Raw genomic sequence first — 18166 nt, forward strand, 5'->3', positions numbered from 1 at the left:
TACCTAGGGGCGTGAAACTATAACCATGTGGCTAAATTCATGACTAAAATCTATGGCATTAAGAATTGCGACACTTGCCGAAAGGCATTGAAATCCTTTGTTGGCGCAGGGAAAACGCATAGTTACCATGACTTCCGCGTGAATGGACTTTCTGCTGAAAGCCTCGATAATTGGATAAAGTCTGTTGGGTGGGAAAAACTACTCAATCGGCGCGGGACGACTTGGCGTAATCTTTCTGAAGAGATCAAAGGCGCGATTGACGAAGGTTCAGCGCGAGATTTGATGCTGGAAAACCCAACTCTTATCAAACGTCCCGTTTTTGAGATAGAAGATAGTGTCGTTGTTGGTTTTACAAAAAACGAACAAGCCTTACTTGGGCTTTAGGGGAATAGAGTGACTGATAGTTCCGATAAAAAAATGTCCAATAAGCCCCAGAACGCCGATGTTCAACGCGGTTCTGAGAAGCAGCGTGCCCGTAAAGAACGGTTCATTTCTGAAAAACATAAAAGAGATGAGCGGACGGCATCTCAGTCAGCTTCACGTGACACGCGTACTCCATATCGTGAACGCCCTTCAAGGGATAGCGGCTATGGGAACAAATCTCATGATGAAAATCGAGATAATCAGAGCAACACTAAAGATGGCTTCTATACAAAACGTTCAGATGCAGAACCTGCCAAGAGTGGAGAAAGACTTGCTCGCGGAGCCAAGCGTGTAGATCTCCCCATGGGGCGGTTGCTCTATCATGTTCTTGCTGTTCTTGACGATGCGACAAACTCGGACAGTCCAATTGATCGGGCCCTTGCTTCGCATTTTACCAATATCAAGGGGCGTCTCACCGATCGAGATCACGCACGTATCCGTGACATGGTCTGGGGTGTTGTTCGTCGTTATCGCCGTTTGTTGTGGTGGCTTGAAATCAAAGGTCAAACTCTTCAGATGCGAAAGCTTCTGTTGGCGGATTTGGTGTTGCACAGTGGTAAAACTGTTCAGGATATTACAAATTTCTGTAAAGGGGGGGGAGGATACCTCAAGCGTCTAACCGATTCCGAAGCCCAGGCCTTGAGCTCCATGGAGGGCAGTGAACTTACTGAAAGCACGATGCCAGAAGCTGTGTTGCTTGAATGTCCGTCTTGGGCTGAAGCTGGATTACGCGAAGCTTTCGGCGATCGTTTTGGTGAAGAAGTTGAAGCCCTGAATGGTCCTTCTCAACTGGATATTCGAGTGAATCCTTTTAAGGGAAATCGCGAAGATATTATTCCTCGTTTGGAAAAAGCAGGCTGTAAGGTCGAAATTCTCGACTGGTTGCCAAACGGTATTCGCATACATGATCACTGTAAAAAAGCGCATATGCCGTTTTATGAGCGTGGTGAATTTGAAATACAGGATGCGGGGTCGCAAGTTCTTGCAGCAATGGTGGCTGTCGAGCCCGGTCAACGCGTAGTCGATTTTTGTGCAGGCGCTGGTGGGAAAACCTTGGCCCTTGCAGCAGAGATGGATAACAGAGGCCAACTCGTTGCTTGCGATGTCCATAACAAACGTTTGGCACGCGCAGCGCAACGACTTAAACGCGCTGGTGTCTTTAATGCTGAACGTAAAGTACTCGAGAGTGAGCGAGATCCCTGGGTCAAAAAGAACAAGGGTAAGTTTGATCGTGTTCTTATCGATGCCCCGTGCAGTGGAACGGGGTCGTGGCGGCGCGCTCCTGATTCGAAATGGCGGAGAGATGAAACCGATCTTGAGGAGCTCGTAGCACTGCAAGAGAGTATCTTGACCTCGGCAGGTCGTCTGGTAAAGCCTGGTGGTCGCTTGGTCTACGCCACTTGTTCTTTACTGCCCTGCGAAAACGAAGACCAGGTCAGAAAATTCCTGCAGTCGCGTCCTGATTTTAAGCTTGTTCCTGTCAAAGAAGTTTGGAAAGTGCAAATGCCACTTTCGCCACCTGGTTATTTGGGTGACATGCTTCGTCTTACGCCTGCACAAAATGGCAGTGATGGTTTCTTCGCGGCTGTTCTTGTGCGTGATGAGACGGCACCCGTCATAAAGAAATCGGATCCGGTCTCAGAGTCGGCAGAAAAAAGCGAAGATTAATTAGCTGGGCTGTTCGCTCTACCTGTATTCCTTCGGTTTTATTATGGGGCGAGCAGCTTTTGATTTTTGATATCTTTCAGGGCTTGTTCACTGTCAACTTCAGTGATTGAGAGATAGGTTCGGATGACCGACGTCGTGCCGTAGGCTTTGATGTATCGAGTCTCTCCTGGTGACAAGACTAGATTGATAGAGTTTTCCATGTCCGAGGAGATTTTTATCTCATAGTTGCCGGGAAGAGCATCTCGGTAAATAACCTGATTCATAACTGCTTTTCCCACCGATTTTCCATCAACAAGAAACTCGGGCTCGATAGCTGCAAGAAAAGGTATTTTAGAGCGATAGAAATAAAGTCGAGAATTGTTTTCCGATACTTGTGGCAGGCTCCCAGTTATTGGTCGGGCTTTTTTATCAACTCCGCAGGCCATCAAAGTCAGTGATAAGGTGAAAACAATGACAATTTTATTTAATATCGACAACTTTAAAGGCCCTCCGGTGTGCTCTCGCCTATAGTAGGCATTTCAACGGAAAAGGCCAGTAATCCTCTTGTAAATAAGTACTATATTTATCGCATTAATGTTGCGGTGCAAAATAACGCTTGTTTGCATGTGCGAAGACGCGTACTTTGCATGAAATTACACATTTTGATCGCAAAGTGAAATAAAACAATAAAACGAAGCGTGTAGCGAAATAATAATATGAATGATGGCGAGTTTCTGGGAGAGCTAGGATGCAGGATCAACAAGGGTATTATCTGGAAGATTTAGAGGAAGGGATGGAAGCATCTTTTGCTAAAACAGTCACAGAGGCTGACATCGTTCTCTTTGCAGGCGTTTCCGGTGATACAAATCCGGTCCATATTAATGAGGAAGCTGCACAAAAAAGTGCCTTCGAGGGTAGAATCGCCCATGGGATGTTGACGGCTTCATTTATTTCCGCGGTATTGGGGACAAAATTGCCCGGACCGGGGGCGATATATCTTTCCCAATCCCTGCGCTTTAAAGCACCAGTCAGGATCGGGGATACCGTGACGGCGAAAGTCCGGGTGAAAGAGTTATTGCCTTCAAAAAAACGGGTCATTCTTGAAACGGTTTGCCAGGTTTTGGGCAAAGATGTGCTGGATGGTGAAGCGACTGTTATGGTGTCTTCACGGGGCGCATAGTTCCTTTTCCCATCAATCTTTTTTGAAAAAGATGACTAGGCTGTTTTCAATCGGCTGCTGACCCTGTATTCATAGGCTCTTCGGGTATTCATAGGCCTTCGGGCGCGCTCTTGATGCGATAGATAACTCTGTCTCATTAAGTTACTATGAAAGCCTGTTACCAATAATTAGGTATAAGTAGGGCCAGGTCAGGATATGGCGGTTTTTCATAATTTCACCAATCTACCAGCGGACGCTAGGGACGCTGTTATTGCTATTGGGAACTTTGATGGTGTTCACTTAGGACATCAAGCTGTTATCCGTCAAGCTGCTGAGATTGCAAAGGAACTTGGCGTTCCTCTTGCCGTGCTTACGTTTGAGCCTCATCCACGTTCCTTGTTTCGCCCCGATCAGCCTTGTTTTAGATTGACCCCTATGATTGCCAAGGCACATGCCTTGGTAAAGGTTGGTGTCGACTACGTCTTTATCCAGGATTTCACACTGGAATTTGCCCAACACACTGCGGAAGCTTTTGTGCTTGAAACCCTCGTTCGCGATCTCGGTGCAAAACATCTCGTAATCGGAGGTGATTTTTGTTTTGGTAAAGATCGTCAGGGTAACGCAAAGCTTCTTGAGGAAATGGGCAAAGAACACGGTTTCGGTGTAACTGCTGCAACCCTTGTTACCGATAACAGTAGTGAAGTGTTATCGTCTTCGCGGATTAGAGATTACCTCCGCAATGGTAATCCTGGTGCGGCGGCTAGAATTCTTGGCCGTTATTGGGAAATTGACGGCACGGTTTTACATGGCTTTAAACGTGGGAGAACAATAGGCTTTCCCACGGCAAACCTGTCTATGGAAAACTATTTGTTACCAAGCCTTGGTGTCTATGCCGTTCGCGTGGCCAAGGCCGGTGTAGAAGGGTTTGGCTTGACGCATTGGTACAATGGTGTAGCAAACATAGGAAGCCGCCCGACGCTTGAAGGTGACGCCGTAAATCTGGAAGTATTTATCTTTGATTTTGATGAAGACATTTATGATATGGACCTTCGGGTACAAATCATAGAGTATCTGCGCCCTGAAATGAAATTTGATGGCCTGTCGGCCTTAACTGAACAGATCGCGAAAGACAGTGAACAAGCCAAAACGCTTTTACTGGATTTAGCTGATCACCCGATTGAGTTTGTTGTGAACACAACAAGTGATGAATAAGTAAAATAGTAAGACGGAAGATTGGCTCCATGAGCACGGATTATAAAGACACTGTTTTTCTACCTAAGACCGAATTCCCAATGCGCGGAGGGCTACCTAAAAAAGAGCCTGAGATTCTGCAGCACTGGGCCGATATTGGCTTATTTGAAAAACTGCGTGCTCAGAGCAAAGGCCGCGATAAGTTCACTCTTCATGATGGCCCTCCCTATGCGAATGGCCACCTTCATATGGGGCACGCTCTCAACAAGGTCCTTAAAGATGTGATCAATCGCTCTCAGCAAATGATGGGCAAAGATGCACACTATGTTCCTGGTTGGGATTGCCATGGCTTGCCGATTGAATGGAAGGTTGAAGAGGGTTATCGCAAACGTGGCCAGGACAAGGATGATGTCCCCGTTGTGGAATTCCGTCAGGAATGCCGTGAATTTGCGGATAAATGGATCAAGATTCAGATCGAAGAATTTAAACGCCTTGGGATTGAAGCTGATTGGGAAAATCCTTATCGGACCATGAATTTCGAGTCCGAAGCTCTGATCGTAAAGGAAATGGGCAAGTTCTTGATGAACAAAGGCCTCTATATGGGGACAAAGGCTGTTCTCTGGTCTGTTGTTGAGAAAACAGCCCTGGCTGATGCCGAGGTTGAATACCACGAACTTAAGTCACCGACCATCTGGGTCCGCTTCCCGGTTGCGAGCAGCACTAATGAATTACTAGAAGGTGCTTCAGTCGTCATCTGGACAACAACACCTTGGACCATCCCTGCCAACCGGGCTGTCGCTCGTGGTGAAGAGTTCGAATATGTTGTTTATGAGGTTACGGAACTCGGTGAAAACAGCCAGGCCAAGATTGGTGAGCGTCTTGTTCTTAACCGTGAGCTTTCTGAACAGATTAGAATCGATGCCAAAATCGAAGCTTGGAAAGAGCTCGGCGTTGTTTCGGATTTGTCGGGTGTAAAGTTAAACCATCCTTTGAATGGTCTTGAAGGGGCAAATGGTGGTTATGACTATCAGGTGCCGCTCTTAACTGCTGATTTCGTGACCAATGATGCGGGTACTGGCTTTGTTCATATTGCACCAAGTCACGGTGCTGATGATAATGAACTCGGGCGTCAGCATGGCCTTGAAGTGCCGATGATGATCGATGAAGCTGGTGTTTATTACGACCATGTTCCTTTCTTTGCTGGCGCTTGTGTTTATACGCAAGAAGGCAAGGCAGGCGATGCGAATGGTCGGGTTATCAAAGCGCTTATTGAATCCGGTTCTTTGCTGGCCAAAGGCTCCATGCGTCACAGCTATCCACATTCCTGGCGTTCAAAAGCTCCTCTCGTTTTCAGAAGTACGCCACAGTGGTTTATCTCAATGGAGACAAATGAGCTGCGTGAAAAAGCTCTTAAAGCAATTGATGACACGCGCTTCATTCCAGAAAAAGGAAGTAATCGTCTTTATAAAATGATTGAGGGCCGTCCTGATTGGTGTGTATCCCGCCAACGTGTTTGGGGTGTTCCGTTACCAATCTTCATGGAAAAGAAGACTGGCGAGCCGTTACGTGATCAAAAAGTACTCGATCGTATCGTTGCAGCATTCCACGAAGAAGGTGGCGATGCCTGGTTCAATAGCGATGTGTCGCGTTTCCTCGGGGACGAATACAACCCTGATGATTTCGAACAAATTAAAGATGTGATTGAAGTCTGGTTTGATTCCGGTTCTACGCATAGCTTTGTTCTCGAAGCGCGCCCAGAGTTGAAATGGCCTGCAGATTTATATCTTGAAGGATCGGATCAACACCGTGGCTGGTTCCATACCTCGTTACTGGAATCTGCCGGTACACGGGGACGTGCCCCTTATGATGCAGTTCTAACCCACGGTTTTGTTCTCGATAACAAAGGTCGTAAAATGTCCAAGTCATTGGGCAATATCACGGCACCAGCTGAAATCAATTCCAGATATGGCGCCGACATTCTTCGCCTCTGGGTCGTTGCTTCTGATTATTCTCAGGATCTTCGTGTCGGCGATGAAATTCTCAAGTTTCAGGCCGATTCCTATCGCCGCTTAAGAAACACTCTACGTTTCCTCTTGGGAAGTTTGAGTGAATTCTCCGAAGCTGAACGTCTTCCCATTGAAGAGATGCCGGAACTTGAAAAATGGGTTTTGCATCGCCTAACCGAGCTGGATGCAGTCGTTCGTAAGAGCTGTGAAGATTACGATTTCCACGCCATGTTCCAGGCGCTTCATAATTTCTGTGCTCTCGATTTATCGGCTTTTTATCTCGATATCCGCAAAGATGCTCTTTATTGCAATGCCTCAGACAATCTTGAGCGTCGGGCTTGCCGTACTGTCATCGACATTCTTTTTGACGCTTTGACTGCTTGGTTGGCACCGATCCTCTGTTTCACGACAGAAGAAGCCTGGTTGGCTCGTGGCAAAGTTAATGAAGCCGAATCCGTTCACCTCCGAGCTTTCCCGGAAATTCCTTCTAATTGGAAAAATGAAGCTCTTGCCAATCGTTGGGACAGCGTTCGCGAAGTCCGTCGGGTTGTAACCGGGGCTATCGAAGTATTGCGGGCGGAAAAGAAAATTGGCTCGAGCCTGCAAGCCCGTCCTGCTGTCTACATTAATCGTAGTGAGCTTCTTACTGCGATCGGTGATCTTGATATGGCAGATATCTGCATTACATCTCAGATAGAGTTGGTAAATGCTGATGCGCCACAAGAAGCCTATCGGATTAATGATGTGGATGGCGTAGGCGTTGTCGTCGACACTTCTGAAGGTGAGAAATGTGAGCGTTGTTGGAAGGTTCTTCCGGATGTGGGAAGTCACCCACATGCAGAAGGAACTTGCAGCCGTTGTGCTGATGTACTAGGTGACGTGGCATCCTAACTGCGAGTTCTAGGAAACAGATTATATGATTTTACGTGCATTGATTCTGGCCCTGATTATCGCTGGATTGGATCAAGCGGTTAAGTGGTTCATATTACTTGAGGTAATGGATCCACCCAGGGTGATTGAAGTCACGGGATTTTTTAATCTCGTTTTGACTTATAATACGGGGGTGAGCTTTGGACTATTTGGTAGTGAGTCCGAATGGCGACCTTTCATCCTTGCGGGGGTAGCGCTTGCTATTGTGATAGGATTATTTGTTTGGCTCAGTAAGGAGCCAACAAAAATGATTGCTCTATCTGTTGGATTGATTAGTGGCGGTGCAATAGGTAACGTTATTGATAGGTTTATTCACATCGGGGTCGTAGATTTTCTGAGTTTCAGTATCTCATGGCTCCCTTGGCGGATGTTTAATCCGTGGCCAGCTTTTAACTTGGCAGACAGTATTATTTTCGTGGGGGTTTTGGTTTTACTCTATGACGGGTTGTTCTTAACGCCATCTAAGGGTAATAAGTAAGTACCTTGGAAAAGGACGCGGATTGAGCGCATGAAAAGTTTACGAGTTTTTGGTTTAGTTGCTATCTCTCTGGCTGTGGCCGGTTGCAGTGATGGTTTTAAAGAACAAATCGGTTTAGGCAAGCGTGCCCCGGACGAATTTAAAGTCGTTTCGCGGGCCCCATTGAGCCTACCGCCAGATTATAATTTGGAGCCTCCGAGACCTGGTGCCCTGCGTCCTCAAGAAGGATCAGCGCAAGGCCAGGCTAAACGTGCTGTCTTTAATTTGGATGGCACAGCAGGACCTGAAAAAAACACGGCAATTCAACAAGCTGGTCGTACCGATGGTGAAATGGCTCTTTTAAAATCTGCTGGTGCTGAAGAAGCCCCTGCAGATATTAGATTGCTTATTGATCGGGAAACCCGGCAGCTGAACACTGAAAGTGAAAAAGTTGTCGACGCGTTGATTTTCTGGAAAGATCAACCGAACCCAAATAGCGTCGTTGATGCGGCTAAAGAAGCCAAACGGATCCAGGAAAATGCTGCTCTCGGAACCCGTGGCCAAGGTGAAACACCAAAAGTTGTCATTGAAAGAGAAGCCCCACTTGAGGGTGTTTTTGATAACATATTCTAAGGCCGTATAGCTTAATACAGAAAAAAGCTCCGGATTTGCCGGAGCTTTTTTTGTTTTTACTTCTGAAAATAAGTTTACTTCGGAAGCCGTGCCCTAGTTTTGCCAGATTATTGTTCAATCTATTGTGAGACATTGTGTTGCCTGTAAGCTTGCCATGGCACACCCCAACTTTTAACAAGTCCTAGCATTCATAAATTAGTTGATTCTTATATGTGGTTTTATCTAACAAAGTTTACCTCGTCGAAGCGGGTTGCAATTTTAAGCCTTATGACCTTGTTGTGGATCGCTCCCGCAAGAGCGGGTGTTTTTAATCCTGATGTATTTATGTTGGACAACGGTATGCAGGTTGTCGTTATACCAAATCATCGCGCCCCCATTGTTTCTCAAATGGTTTGGTACAAGGTAGGAGCGGCTGACGAGAGCCCTGGAGAATCTGGAAACGCTCATTTCCTGGAGCATTTGATGTTCAAGGGGACCGAAAAATTTAAGTCCGGTGAATTTTCTGCGCTAGTAGCTAAGAATGGCGGCCAGGAAAACGCGTTCACGTCATGGGATTATACCGCTTATCATCAAACAGTCGCCAAAGATCGTCTCGAGATGGTGATGGAGCTTGAAGCGGATCGTATGACAGGATTGATTTTGGATGATGAAGCTGTCTTGCCAGAGCGGGAAGTCGTTCGCGAAGAGCGGAGAAGCCGTGTTGGTAATAGTCCTGGCGCTCAATTAGGGGAAGTTATGAGAGCGAGCCAGTTTCTTAACCACCCTTATCGAATTCCAATTATAGGCTGGGATCACGAGATTGAGGCCCTTAATACTGAAACAGCTTTACGATTTTATCGCAAATGGTATGCCCCCAATAATGCGGTTCTTATTATTACAGGTGATGTCAGTACAGAAGAAGTTAAGTCTCTAGCAACAAAATATTATGGGGTGATTCCTGCAAAAAATGTCCCTGAAAGAATAAGAGTTTCTGAACCTCCTCAAAATGCATCTCGGAGGGTTGTTAAGAAAAGCAAACTGATCAACAGCCCATCCCTCACTATTCGTTATTTGGCACCAAGCTATCGTACAGCCGGAGATCGTACACCTTATGCCTTACAGGTATTGGATGAGATTATTGGAAGCGGTCCTACAAGCAGGTTGTTTAAAAAACTTGCCATAGAAGAGAAAACAGCCGCATCCGTCGGTTCTGCTTATAGCCCGACATCTTTTGATCTCAGTACTTTTACATTGTACATTTCTCCAAGCCCTGGGGTGAGTATTGAAATTGCTGAAAAGCGGTTACGAGAAGAATTGGCAACTATTCTTACAAATGGGGTCAATGAGGCCGAGGTTATGAAGGCAAAAACAAGAATGGCTGATGCTGCGGTTTTTGCCCGGGATTCACTCTCTGCGGCACCCAATATAATTGGTCGAGCCTTAATGACAGGTCGTACGGTTGAGGACATTGAGGCCTGGCCAGATCATATATCTGCAGTGACGGCAGAAGACGTGAACAAGGCCATGCATACCATCTTTGATGAAAACCAATCCGTTACCGGGCTTCTACTCCCAGAAGGGAGTGAGGAATAATGTCGTTATTCAAAATTAATACACTTATCAAAGCTCTTTCTTGTCTGCTTTTAAGCACGATGCTCTGGACACATTCTTCTCGTGCAGTTGAAATCGTAGAGGTGGAAAGTGCTATTGGTCTTAATGCTTGGTTAGTTGAGGATCATAGTAACCCCATCATATCAATCAAATTTGCTTTTTCGGGGGGATCATCGGTAGATCCTGAAGGGAAAGAAGGATTGGCAAATTTTGTTGCAGCAACAATTGATGAGGGTTCAGGAACCCTTGATTCTCAGGCTTTTCAAGGAAAATTGAGCGACCTTTCGATTTCATTGAGTTTTGACGCGGGTCGAGAATACTTTACGGGAGAACTGGTAACCCTGAAACGTAACCATAACGAAGCTTTGCAGTTGCTAAACCAAGCCCTGACAAAGCCTCGATTTGATCAAGAACCTGTAGAGAGAATTCGATCCCAAATTTCATTATCACTCAGTCGTAGAGTTGATGATCCCGGGTATAAAATACAAAATACTCTGAGAAAATTATACTACCCCAATCATGTTTATGGCCGCCCGAGTGATGGCACGGTTGAGAGCCTCGCGGACCTGAGTGTTGCTGATTTAAAGAACTATCTTCAAGATAATATCGCCCTGGATAATTTGACGATCTCGGCAGTAGGAGATGTCACTGCTGATGAGCTTGGACCAATGTTAGATCAGGCTTTCAGTGGAATAGAACGTAAAGCAAAGCCTTTTCGTGTTACAGGTGCAAACCCCAAAGTATCAGGTGGGATTGTCGTCATTAAAGAGGATATTCCACAAAGTGAAGTCCTCATGGTTCAGCCGGGGATTTCCAGAGATGATCCAGATTATTATACGGCTATACTTGTAAACCAGATATTGGGTGGAGGTAGTTTCACCTCACGCCTTTATCAGGAAATTCGAGAAAAAGAAGGGCTCGCCTATTCTGTTGGCAGTTATTTCTCTCTTCTTGATCAAGCGCCTTTGTTGATGGCTTCGGTGGCTACCCAGAATGATAGAGTAGCTGATTCTATTCGGATTATGCGTGAACAGTGGCGGTTGATGTCAGAGGAAGGTCCCACAGAAAAGGAACTTTCCGAGGCAAAAACATACCTTACGGGGTCATTTCCTTTAAGCTTTACGAGTACGGGACGTGTTGCCAATATCCTGCTGGCAATGCAGCTCAATGAGCTCGGAATTAACTACCTCGACCATCGTAACGAGTATATCGATTCAGTTACATTGGATGATGCCAAACGAGTAGCCAGAGAGCTCTACAATGATGACGTGCTTACCGTTATCATTGCAGGGAATCCCGTCGGCATTAGCAATGTGGATCCAGTTGCTTACTAGATAACAAAAGTTTGTCCTAAAGTGCCTTTTTCTGGGGGGGAGCATTTGTTAATTATATTGAGTGCTTTATCACTATCGGGCACAGCCTAATACCAGCCAAGTACCAGATGGAAAATATGTCCTACACACACGACGCTAATCTATGTCTAGAGCCTTTCCTTGGTGAAGGAGGTTTAAAACAAGAGATTTTTGAAGAACAACTTGAGAGTTGCCGCCAAAGTCTTGTCCGGCTTAGAGAGGATAAAGAAAGCGGACGATTACCATTTCTGTCCACACCTGAAAATCGAGATGATTTGGCTGTGTGCCAGACTGTGGCCTCATCCTATCGGGCGAATTGTAGTGATGTCATCGTCTTGGGGACAGGGGGATCATCACTTGGTGGTCGAACGCTTTACGGGTTGGCCACAAGTGCTTTTGGTCCGATAAATGGGGGGCCGCACCTACACTTCATTGATAATATTGACCCTCATAGTTTTGAAATTCTTCTCAAAAAACTGGATATTTCAAAGACGGGTTTGATTGTCGTTTCAAAGTCAGGGTCAACGGCTGAAACGGTAGCTCAATTTATGGCTTTGTTGCCGGCTTTCCAAAAGGCTTACGGGCCAGAGAAATTGGCTGAGAGAATTACAGTAATAACTGAACCAAGGCCAAACCCTCTGCGTAAACTCGCGCGTGATCTCGGCTTAGAGTGTCTGGACCAAAACCCTCTGATTGGAGGGCGGTTTTGTATTCTGACAATCGTTGGATTACTTCCGGCTATGATCGCAGGGCTTGATGTCGCAGCGTTACGAAGTGGTGCCGCAAAGGTTGTTGAGCAAGCTTTCCAAACGGAAGACATGTCCGAGATCCCTGCTGCTGTCGGAGCATCTATCGCGACGGGATTGTTGCGTCAGCGTGGCATTCGTCAAACCGTCATCATGCCCTATGAAGATCGGCTTGCAGACTTGGGCTTGTGGTATAACCAGCTGTGGGCCGAAAGTCTGGGTAAAGAGGGGAAGGGGACGACGCCGATCCGTGCTCTTGGTACCGTGGATCAGCACAGTCAGCTTCAGCTCTACTTGGATGGCCCTCAGGACAAAATGTTTACCGTGATTTATCACGATGCCAAGGGACAGGGTTTACCCGTTGATACTGTACTGCCTAAAAGCGAAGATTCATTGAGTTATCTTCGAGGGCGGACTCTCGGTGATTTGCTCACTATTTCAGCTGAAGCGACGACCCAGACCCTTGCGAAAAACGGTCGCCCGGTTCGAAAGTTCCTGCTCGAGAAGATCGATGAAGAAACACTGGGCGCTTTGACCATGCACTTCATGTTGGAGACTGTAATTTCAGCAGATTTGTTGGGGGTAAACCCATATGATCAACCTGCTGTTGAACAGGGAAAGATGCTTGCAAGACGGTTGCTCAAAGACCTCTAAACTTTCTTCTTGAACTTAACGATAACACTGAATTCGTCATTGTTCAGCCGGGCAGTTTAGCGCACAATTGCTGTGCTTAATTTCATTTTAGGAGCCTTTTGTGCTTATCCGTCGCCTTCCAGATACTTTGGTCAACCAGATTGCTGCCGGTGAAGTCATTGAACGACCGGCGGCAGCAATTAAGGAGCTGGTTGAAAACTCCTTGGATGCTGGATCTCGCAATATCGACGTGGTTATGCGAGATGGTGGACGGAGTTATATATCCGTAACCGATGATGGTTGTGGCATGAGTGTCGAAGGTCTGGGTATTTGCATCGAGCGACATGCAACGTCGAAGCTTCCCAGCGATGATCTCGTCCACATTGAGACACTCGGCTTTAGGGGAGAAGCTTTACCTTCAATTGGTGCGGTGGCGCGTTTGCAGATAACCAGTCGCGAAGCAGGGTGTGAAGATGCCTGGTCGATCAAGGTCGAAGGCGGTGTCTTACATGACCCTCAACCCGCAGCTTGTAATGCAGGTACGCGAGTTGAAATTCGGGATTTATTTTTTGCAACACCCGCTCGATTGAAATTCCTGAAAGCAGCACGAACAGAGGTCAGCCACGCCGAAGATGTTCTCAAACGCCTCGCCATGGCCCATCCGGATGTCGGCTTTTCGCTTTCTGATGAAAAACGTACGATCTTAAGGTTGCCTGCGAGTAGTGGTGATCTTTTCGAAGTCAGGCTTAAGCGGTTGTCTTCAGTAATGGCCCGAGAATTTGAAGAGAATGCTCTTCCGATCAACGCCGAGCGTGAATATCTCAAGCTTTCTGGCTATATCGGGTTGCCCACGCTTAACCGCGGTAATGCGCAGCACCAGTATCTTTTTGTCAATGGTCGTCCGGTAAAGGATCGGTTACTGCAAGGGGCTGTGCGGGGCGCTTATCAGGATTTCCTCGCCCGTGATCGTCATCCTCTTCTGGCTCTTTTCCTGGAGCTGCCTTCTGAGATGGTGGATGTAAACGTGCATCCCGCAAAGACTGAGGTTCGGTTTAGAGATGCGGCACTGGTGCGCGGCCTAATTGTTGGTGCCTGTAAGCATGCTTTGGCTGAAGCAGGTCATAGAGCGTCGACTTCTGTTGGCAATGCGGCCCTTGGCATGCTCGAAGCTGCTCGAGCCCGAAATGAACAAGGTGTTATACCCCCAAGACCTTCGACGGATTATTCTTGGCAGTCCAGGCCTTCTGTAAATTATCCTTCAGGTCGGTTGTCAGAGGCAGGGATGGATTACCATGCGCCTTTGCCTGGGCAATCACAGTCTTCTCTGCCAGGTGCTACGGAATTTGCCCCTCAGGCACGAAATGAGCAAGGAAGTGGACTGTCTGAAGGGAGTGTCTCCTGGAACCAAAGCCCGGGGAGCTTTGAATCGATGGGTTCTGAGGGCGATAATTTTGATCACCAGTCCCACCCCTTGGGTGCGGCACGTGCGCAGTTTCATGAAAATTACATCATTACCCAGACAGCGGATGGAATTATCGTCGTTGACCAGCATGCTGCCCATGAACGCTTGGTGTTGGAAAAAATGAAAGCGCAAATGGCAGAGCAGGGTGTGAAAACCCAAATGCTGCTATTGCCAGAAGTTGTCGAACTGGATGAAGACGCAGCGCACCGTTTGGTAAAAAGAGCGGATGAGTTGTCAGAATTAGGCCTCGTTCTCGAAGGCTTTGGCCCGGGTGCTGTTGTGGTTCGTGAAGTTCCGGCGATCTTGGGAGAACGTGCGAATGCTGCAGGGTTGGTAACTGATCTTGCGGACGAACTTGCAGAACTTGGCGAAACTTTAGCGCTGAAAGAGAGAGTTGAGCGGGTACTCGGTACCATGGCGTGTCATGGCTCGGTTCGTTCCGGAAGACGGCTTAATGGCGAAGAGATGAATGCGTTGTTACGACAGATGGAAGTCACGCCCCACTCAGGACAGTGTAACCATGGTCGTCCAACCTATATCGAGTTAAAACTCGCAGATATAGAAAAACTCTTTTCTCGGAGATAATCATCCCTATCTATAATCTAAGCGTAGAGTGTAGTGAGTGATTGGGATATTGATGTTCTGGGGGGATCCGCGTTGGAATTTGATTTTCTTGAGCTTGCGCCCGCGAAGCGGTTTTCTGATGCCTTTTGTGATGATTTTTATCAAGAAGTTCCCAATGACTGGTGGGTTATTGTCACCGATGTGGTCAGTTCTACCAAAGCGATAGAAGCTGGGCGTTATAAAGATATCAATATGCTTGGCGCGGCAGGAATAACGGCCGTGTTTAACGTGGTTGGTGGTGCAACCATTCCCTTTGTATTTGGAGGTGATGGTGCAACTTTCCTGTGTTCGTATAAAGATTGCCCCGAACTGATTTCTGAACTGTTAGCTGTCAAAGCCTTTGGCCTGCAACATTACGACCTTGAACTCCGGGTTGGCTGTGTCCCAATGCACGAAATTCGGGCCCAGGGTAAAAATGTACAAGTTGCCCGGCTGGAGCTATCACCAGGTAATAGCTTGGCACTGTTTAACGGCGGTGGGTTGGGATTAGCTGATAGTATCATCAAAGCGGATCACACCGGAAATTACTGTAAGAATGAGAACACAGATAAGCTACCCAACCTCGAAGGCCTGTCTTGCCGTTGGCAACCCCTAAAGCCCGTAAATGGCCAAATCCTGACTTTGTTGGTTCAGGCAGAGGTAGAAGAGGACTACGCCAGAATAGTTGAAGGCATTCAGGAAATACTTGGCCGTGGTAATGATGATCTTAATCCGGTCAAACCACAGGGAATGAAGCTTCGTGGTTTTTTTGAAAATTTCTCGCTTGAGCGTTTTGCGGCCAGTGCTGGGTCTGGTGAAAGTATAGTGCCAGCCTTAAAGCTTTTATTGGAAAGGTGTTTTCAACGCTTTGCGCACTTGGTGAACCTCAAATCAGGCCCCTATCAGCCCGATACCTATTTGACAGAACTCCGGAGCAATTCTGATTTTCGCAAGTTCGACGACATGGTCCGCATGGTCTTGGATTGCCAGAATTCAGTCATTGGAGAGCTAAAGGAATACCTAAAGGCTGAGCATGAAGCAGGTAAACTGATTTATGGTATTCATCTCTCGGAAGAAGCTCTGATGACTTGTCTAATGCTGGACCTTCGGCATTCTCAGCACCTCCATTTTATTGATGGTGCGGACGGCGGTTACGCTATGGCGGCGAAAAGTTTGAAAGCTCAGGCAAAAGTTAAAATCAGTAATTCGTGATGAATTGTTCCATACCTTAGTTGTTACTTATTCTTTCATAGTTCCGCTCGTTAAAGAAAGAGTGGGCTAACTTTTGGAAGGATTCAGATTTGGCACAAGTAAGAGATTTTGACCGGGATAGGGCTGAGAAAATATTTTATGGTTCAGAGAATAAAGACCCGGGATTATTAGACCAAATAGTTGATGGGTTAAAGACTCATTGGGAAATTCTCCTCCCTGTATGGAGAGAAGAGGCTACTGACGATCAGTTGGGTGAGGTTGAGAATGTATTGGATTCAGCTCTTTCGCACTGGAGTATTAATAAAAATATACCCGGTATAAAAAATAACGAAAATGCTCCGTTAGTATTAGTGTGTCACGAATATTCTTTTAGGAGGATAGAACTGTATAAGAGATGAGGGTTTGTTGGTCCCTCGGAGCCGCTTTTCAGGAGGAGGCTTCAAACCACCTTAAGCTGCTGTGGTAAAGAGCTATGGTAGTGAGCGTTAAGGAAAAGGCATCCATGAGATGTCAGGTAAGTGTCAAAGGAGACGAACGCAAGTGAACCGCTGATGAGGTGTCGAAAACGGGTTAGATGATGTCAAAACCAGGGGGCTAGTACACAACTGGGATAAGTCCAGCCGAAACCTGATTACGGGCTGGACGGCATCCGGCATAGAGGCGGCGTGACCTTGACACAGGCTCTTTTATGGAACGTGAGAACCTGTCGCCCGAATGTTAAGGGAGAAGCTCAAGTGGAAGCACCATAAGAGCCAGAACACCGATGTCGGGCACAGGGGCGGAGTAGTTCGTAGTAGCGTTGAAGAGCTTGTAACGAGCTTGGAGCAAAGGGACTACCCTGTTTGAGTATGAATTATTTATCAACCAGTATTGGGATGAATAGATGACAAATACAAAGCCTTTTACAATTTCTAAACGGCTTGTTTGGGAAGCGTGGAAGAGAGTAAAAGCCAATGGTGGAACCCATGGTGTTGATTCCGTGTCTTTGGAGACATTCGAAGGGAAACTTTCGAAGAATCTCTACAAGATTTGGAACAGGATGTCATCGGGCACCTATTTCCCCCCGCCAGTTCGGCGGGTGGATATCCCGAAAGGAGATGGCCAGACAAGGCCGCTTGGTATTCCTACAGTTGGAGATCGGGTAGCACAGATGGTTGTTAAGATGGTGTTGGACCCGGAAATTGATCCAGTCTTTTACCCAGACTCATACGGCTATAGGCCGAAGAAGTCAGCAATTGATGCGGTGCGACAAGCGCGGCAACGTTGTTTCCAATATGGTTGGGTGGTTGATCTGGATATTCAGGGTTTCTTTGATAACATTGACCATGATTTGATGATGAAGGCGTTAGCCAAGCACACAAATTGTGTCTGGATACGTTTGTACATCGCAAGATGGCTGAAAGCGCCAGTGTCACTGACAGATGGTAGTATAGCTGAAAGAGACAAAGGAACACCGCAAGGGGGAGTAATTAGCCCGCTTTTGGCAAATTTGTTTCTGCATTATGCGTTGGATGTCTGGGTACAGCGACATTATCCAAAAGTTCGTTTTGAACGGTATGCGGATGATGGCGTCTACCACTGTTCTAGCCAGAGAGAAGCGGAAAAGCTTCTAAAGGTGCTAAGAGTGCGATTAAAGGAATGTCATCTAACACTTCACCCTAAGAAAACCAAAATTGTGTACTGTAAAAATAGTTTCCGGAAAGGAAAGTATGGGCAGGTCAGCTTTGATTTCCTCGGGTATACCTTCCGGCCTCGAAGGGCAATGTCAAAGTACGGTAAAATATTTACTGGATTTTTGCCGGCGATAAGTCGGAAGGCTCTTAAGCGGATAAATGTAACTATACGGAAATGGAATTTTCAACGTTGGAGTAAATATGATGTTGAAGACATAGCCCGTATATTGAACCCCGTTGTAAGAGGTTGGGTTAACTACTATGGACATTTCGGACGAACCGCTCTCAAGCGTGTAAAGGCTTTGCTCGAATTCTCGTTGATCAAATGGGCACGGAAGAAATTTAAGAAGCTGCGAAGAAGCTATCGAAAGAGCAAGGATTATATCAGGCGTGTGCAAAAGCAACGACCCGCCTTGTTTGTACATTGGCAACTAAGTAGTAAGGGATGA

Annotated in this window: 15 protein-coding genes; 14 read left to right on the top strand and 1 reads right to left on the bottom strand. The window is 46.7% G+C overall.

Annotation, left to right across the window (positions count from 1 at the left end):
- Window positions 1–39 precede the first annotated feature (39 nt).
- Together ACOGW3_RS14975 and ACOGW3_RS14980 are read left to right on the top strand one after the other, a co-directional pair.
- Window positions 40–384, top strand: a complete 345-nt coding sequence (locus ACOGW3_RS14975) for an arsenate reductase (protein ID WP_419903718.1) — start codon at window positions 40–42, stop codon at window positions 382–384.
- Window positions 385–393: 9 nt separating this feature from the next.
- The gene (locus ACOGW3_RS14980; protein ID WP_419903719.1) at window positions 394–2091 is read left to right on the top strand and encodes an RsmB/NOP family class I SAM-dependent RNA methyltransferase; all 1698 of its coding nucleotides are present in this window, start codon (window positions 394–396) and stop codon (window positions 2089–2091) included.
- A 41-nt stretch (window positions 2092–2132) separates the two neighbouring features.
- Here the strand turns inward: ACOGW3_RS14980 and ACOGW3_RS14985 are convergent, their stop codons facing one another.
- On the bottom strand, window positions 2133–2567 hold the full coding sequence (locus ACOGW3_RS14985; RefSeq protein ID WP_419903720.1) for a DUF2846 domain-containing protein: 435 nt from the start codon (window positions 2565–2567) through the stop codon (window positions 2133–2135).
- A gap of 251 nt (window positions 2568–2818) precedes the next feature.
- Between ACOGW3_RS14985 and ACOGW3_RS14990 the strand changes: the two genes are divergently transcribed.
- The 12 genes from ACOGW3_RS14990 to ltrA all read left to right on the top strand — a co-directional run bounded on the left by ACOGW3_RS14990 (window position 2819) and on the right by ltrA (window position 18166).
- The gene (locus ACOGW3_RS14990) at window positions 2819–3250 is read left to right on the top strand and encodes a MaoC family dehydratase (protein WP_419903721.1); all 432 of its coding nucleotides are present in this window, start codon (window positions 2819–2821) and stop codon (window positions 3248–3250) included.
- Between the two features lie 195 nt (window positions 3251–3445).
- Entirely contained in the window at window positions 3446–4441 is a 996-nt protein-coding gene (locus ACOGW3_RS14995) for a bifunctional riboflavin kinase/FAD synthetase (protein WP_419903722.1), read from the top strand.
- Window positions 4442–4470: 29 nt separating this feature from the next.
- On the top strand, window positions 4471–7317 hold the full coding sequence (gene ileS, locus ACOGW3_RS15000) for an isoleucine--tRNA ligase (protein WP_419903723.1): 2847 nt from the start codon (window positions 4471–4473) through the stop codon (window positions 7315–7317).
- Window positions 7318–7342: 25 nt separating this feature from the next.
- Window positions 7343–7834 carry a signal peptidase II gene (lspA, locus tag ACOGW3_RS15005; protein ID WP_419903724.1) on the top strand — a complete coding sequence of 164 codons (492 nt, stop codon included), beginning with the start codon at window positions 7343–7345 and terminating at the stop codon, window positions 7832–7834.
- 30 nt (window positions 7835–7864) lie between these two features.
- Window positions 7865–8446 carry a DUF3035 domain-containing protein gene (locus ACOGW3_RS15010; protein ID WP_419903725.1) on the top strand — a complete coding sequence of 194 codons (582 nt, stop codon included), beginning with the start codon at window positions 7865–7867 and terminating at the stop codon, window positions 8444–8446.
- Window positions 8447–8785: 339 nt separating this feature from the next.
- Window positions 8786–10018, top strand: coding sequence for a M16 family metallopeptidase (locus tag ACOGW3_RS15015; RefSeq protein ID WP_419903726.1), 1233 nt, complete (start codon window positions 8786–8788; stop codon window positions 10016–10018).
- Window positions 10018–11370 carry a M16 family metallopeptidase gene (locus tag ACOGW3_RS15020; RefSeq protein WP_419903727.1) on the top strand — a complete coding sequence of 451 codons (1353 nt, stop codon included), beginning with the start codon at window positions 10018–10020 and terminating at the stop codon, window positions 11368–11370. Before ACOGW3_RS15015 ends, ACOGW3_RS15020 begins: the two co-directional genes overlap by 1 nt.
- Window positions 11371–11486: 116 nt before the next feature.
- Complete coding sequence (locus ACOGW3_RS15025; protein WP_419903728.1) at window positions 11487–12788, top strand: glucose-6-phosphate isomerase; 1302 nt, start codon at window positions 11487–11489, stop codon at window positions 12786–12788.
- A 100-nt stretch (window positions 12789–12888) separates the two neighbouring features.
- Complete coding sequence (mutL, locus tag ACOGW3_RS15030; RefSeq protein WP_419903729.1) at window positions 12889–14814, top strand: DNA mismatch repair endonuclease MutL; 1926 nt, start codon at window positions 12889–12891, stop codon at window positions 14812–14814.
- Window positions 14815–14847: 33 nt separating this feature from the next.
- Window positions 14848–16044, top strand: a complete 1197-nt coding sequence (locus ACOGW3_RS15035) for a DUF3095 family protein (RefSeq protein ID WP_419903730.1) — start codon at window positions 14848–14850, stop codon at window positions 16042–16044.
- 89 nt (window positions 16045–16133) lie between these two features.
- A complete protein-coding gene (locus tag ACOGW3_RS15040; RefSeq protein ID WP_419903731.1) occupies window positions 16134–16442 on the top strand; it encodes a hypothetical protein in 309 nt (102 codons plus the stop codon).
- A gap of 485 nt (window positions 16443–16927) precedes the next feature.
- The gene (gene ltrA / locus ACOGW3_RS15045; RefSeq protein ID WP_419903732.1) at window positions 16928–18166 is read left to right on the top strand and encodes a group II intron reverse transcriptase/maturase; all 1239 of its coding nucleotides are present in this window, start codon (window positions 16928–16930) and stop codon (window positions 18164–18166) included.

This window comes from Kiloniella sp. (assembly GCF_965205715.1).
Lineage (GTDB): Bacteria > Pseudomonadota > Alphaproteobacteria > Kiloniellales > Kiloniellaceae > Kiloniella.

What these genes read in the sequence shown, in the direction of transcription:
- ACOGW3_RS14975 (WP_419903718.1), top strand. Translation starts at nt 40, where the DNA reads ATGACTAAAATCTATGGCATTAAGAATTGCGACACTTGCCGAAAGGCA.
- ACOGW3_RS15010 (WP_419903725.1), top strand. Translation starts at nt 7,865, where the DNA reads ATGAAAAGTTTACGAGTTTTTGGTTTAGTTGCTATCTCTCTGGCTGTG.
- lspA (WP_419903724.1), top strand. Translation starts at nt 7,343, where the DNA reads ATGATTTTACGTGCATTGATTCTGGCCCTGATTATCGCTGGATTGGAT.
- ACOGW3_RS15020 (WP_419903727.1), top strand. Translation starts at nt 10,018, where the DNA reads ATGTCGTTATTCAAAATTAATACACTTATCAAAGCTCTTTCTTGTCTG.
- ileS (WP_419903723.1), top strand. Translation starts at nt 4,471, where the DNA reads ATGAGCACGGATTATAAAGACACTGTTTTTCTACCTAAGACCGAATTC.
- ACOGW3_RS14995 (WP_419903722.1), top strand. Translation starts at nt 3,446, where the DNA reads ATGGCGGTTTTTCATAATTTCACCAATCTACCAGCGGACGCTAGGGAC.
- ACOGW3_RS15025 (WP_419903728.1), top strand. Translation starts at nt 11,487, where the DNA reads ATGTCCTACACACACGACGCTAATCTATGTCTAGAGCCTTTCCTTGGT.
- ltrA (WP_419903732.1), top strand. Translation starts at nt 16,928, where the DNA reads ATGACAAATACAAAGCCTTTTACAATTTCTAAACGGCTTGTTTGGGAA.
- ACOGW3_RS14990 (WP_419903721.1), top strand. Translation starts at nt 2,819, where the DNA reads ATGCAGGATCAACAAGGGTATTATCTGGAAGATTTAGAGGAAGGGATG.
- ACOGW3_RS15015 (WP_419903726.1), top strand. Translation starts at nt 8,786, where the DNA reads ATGCAGGTTGTCGTTATACCAAATCATCGCGCCCCCATTGTTTCTCAA.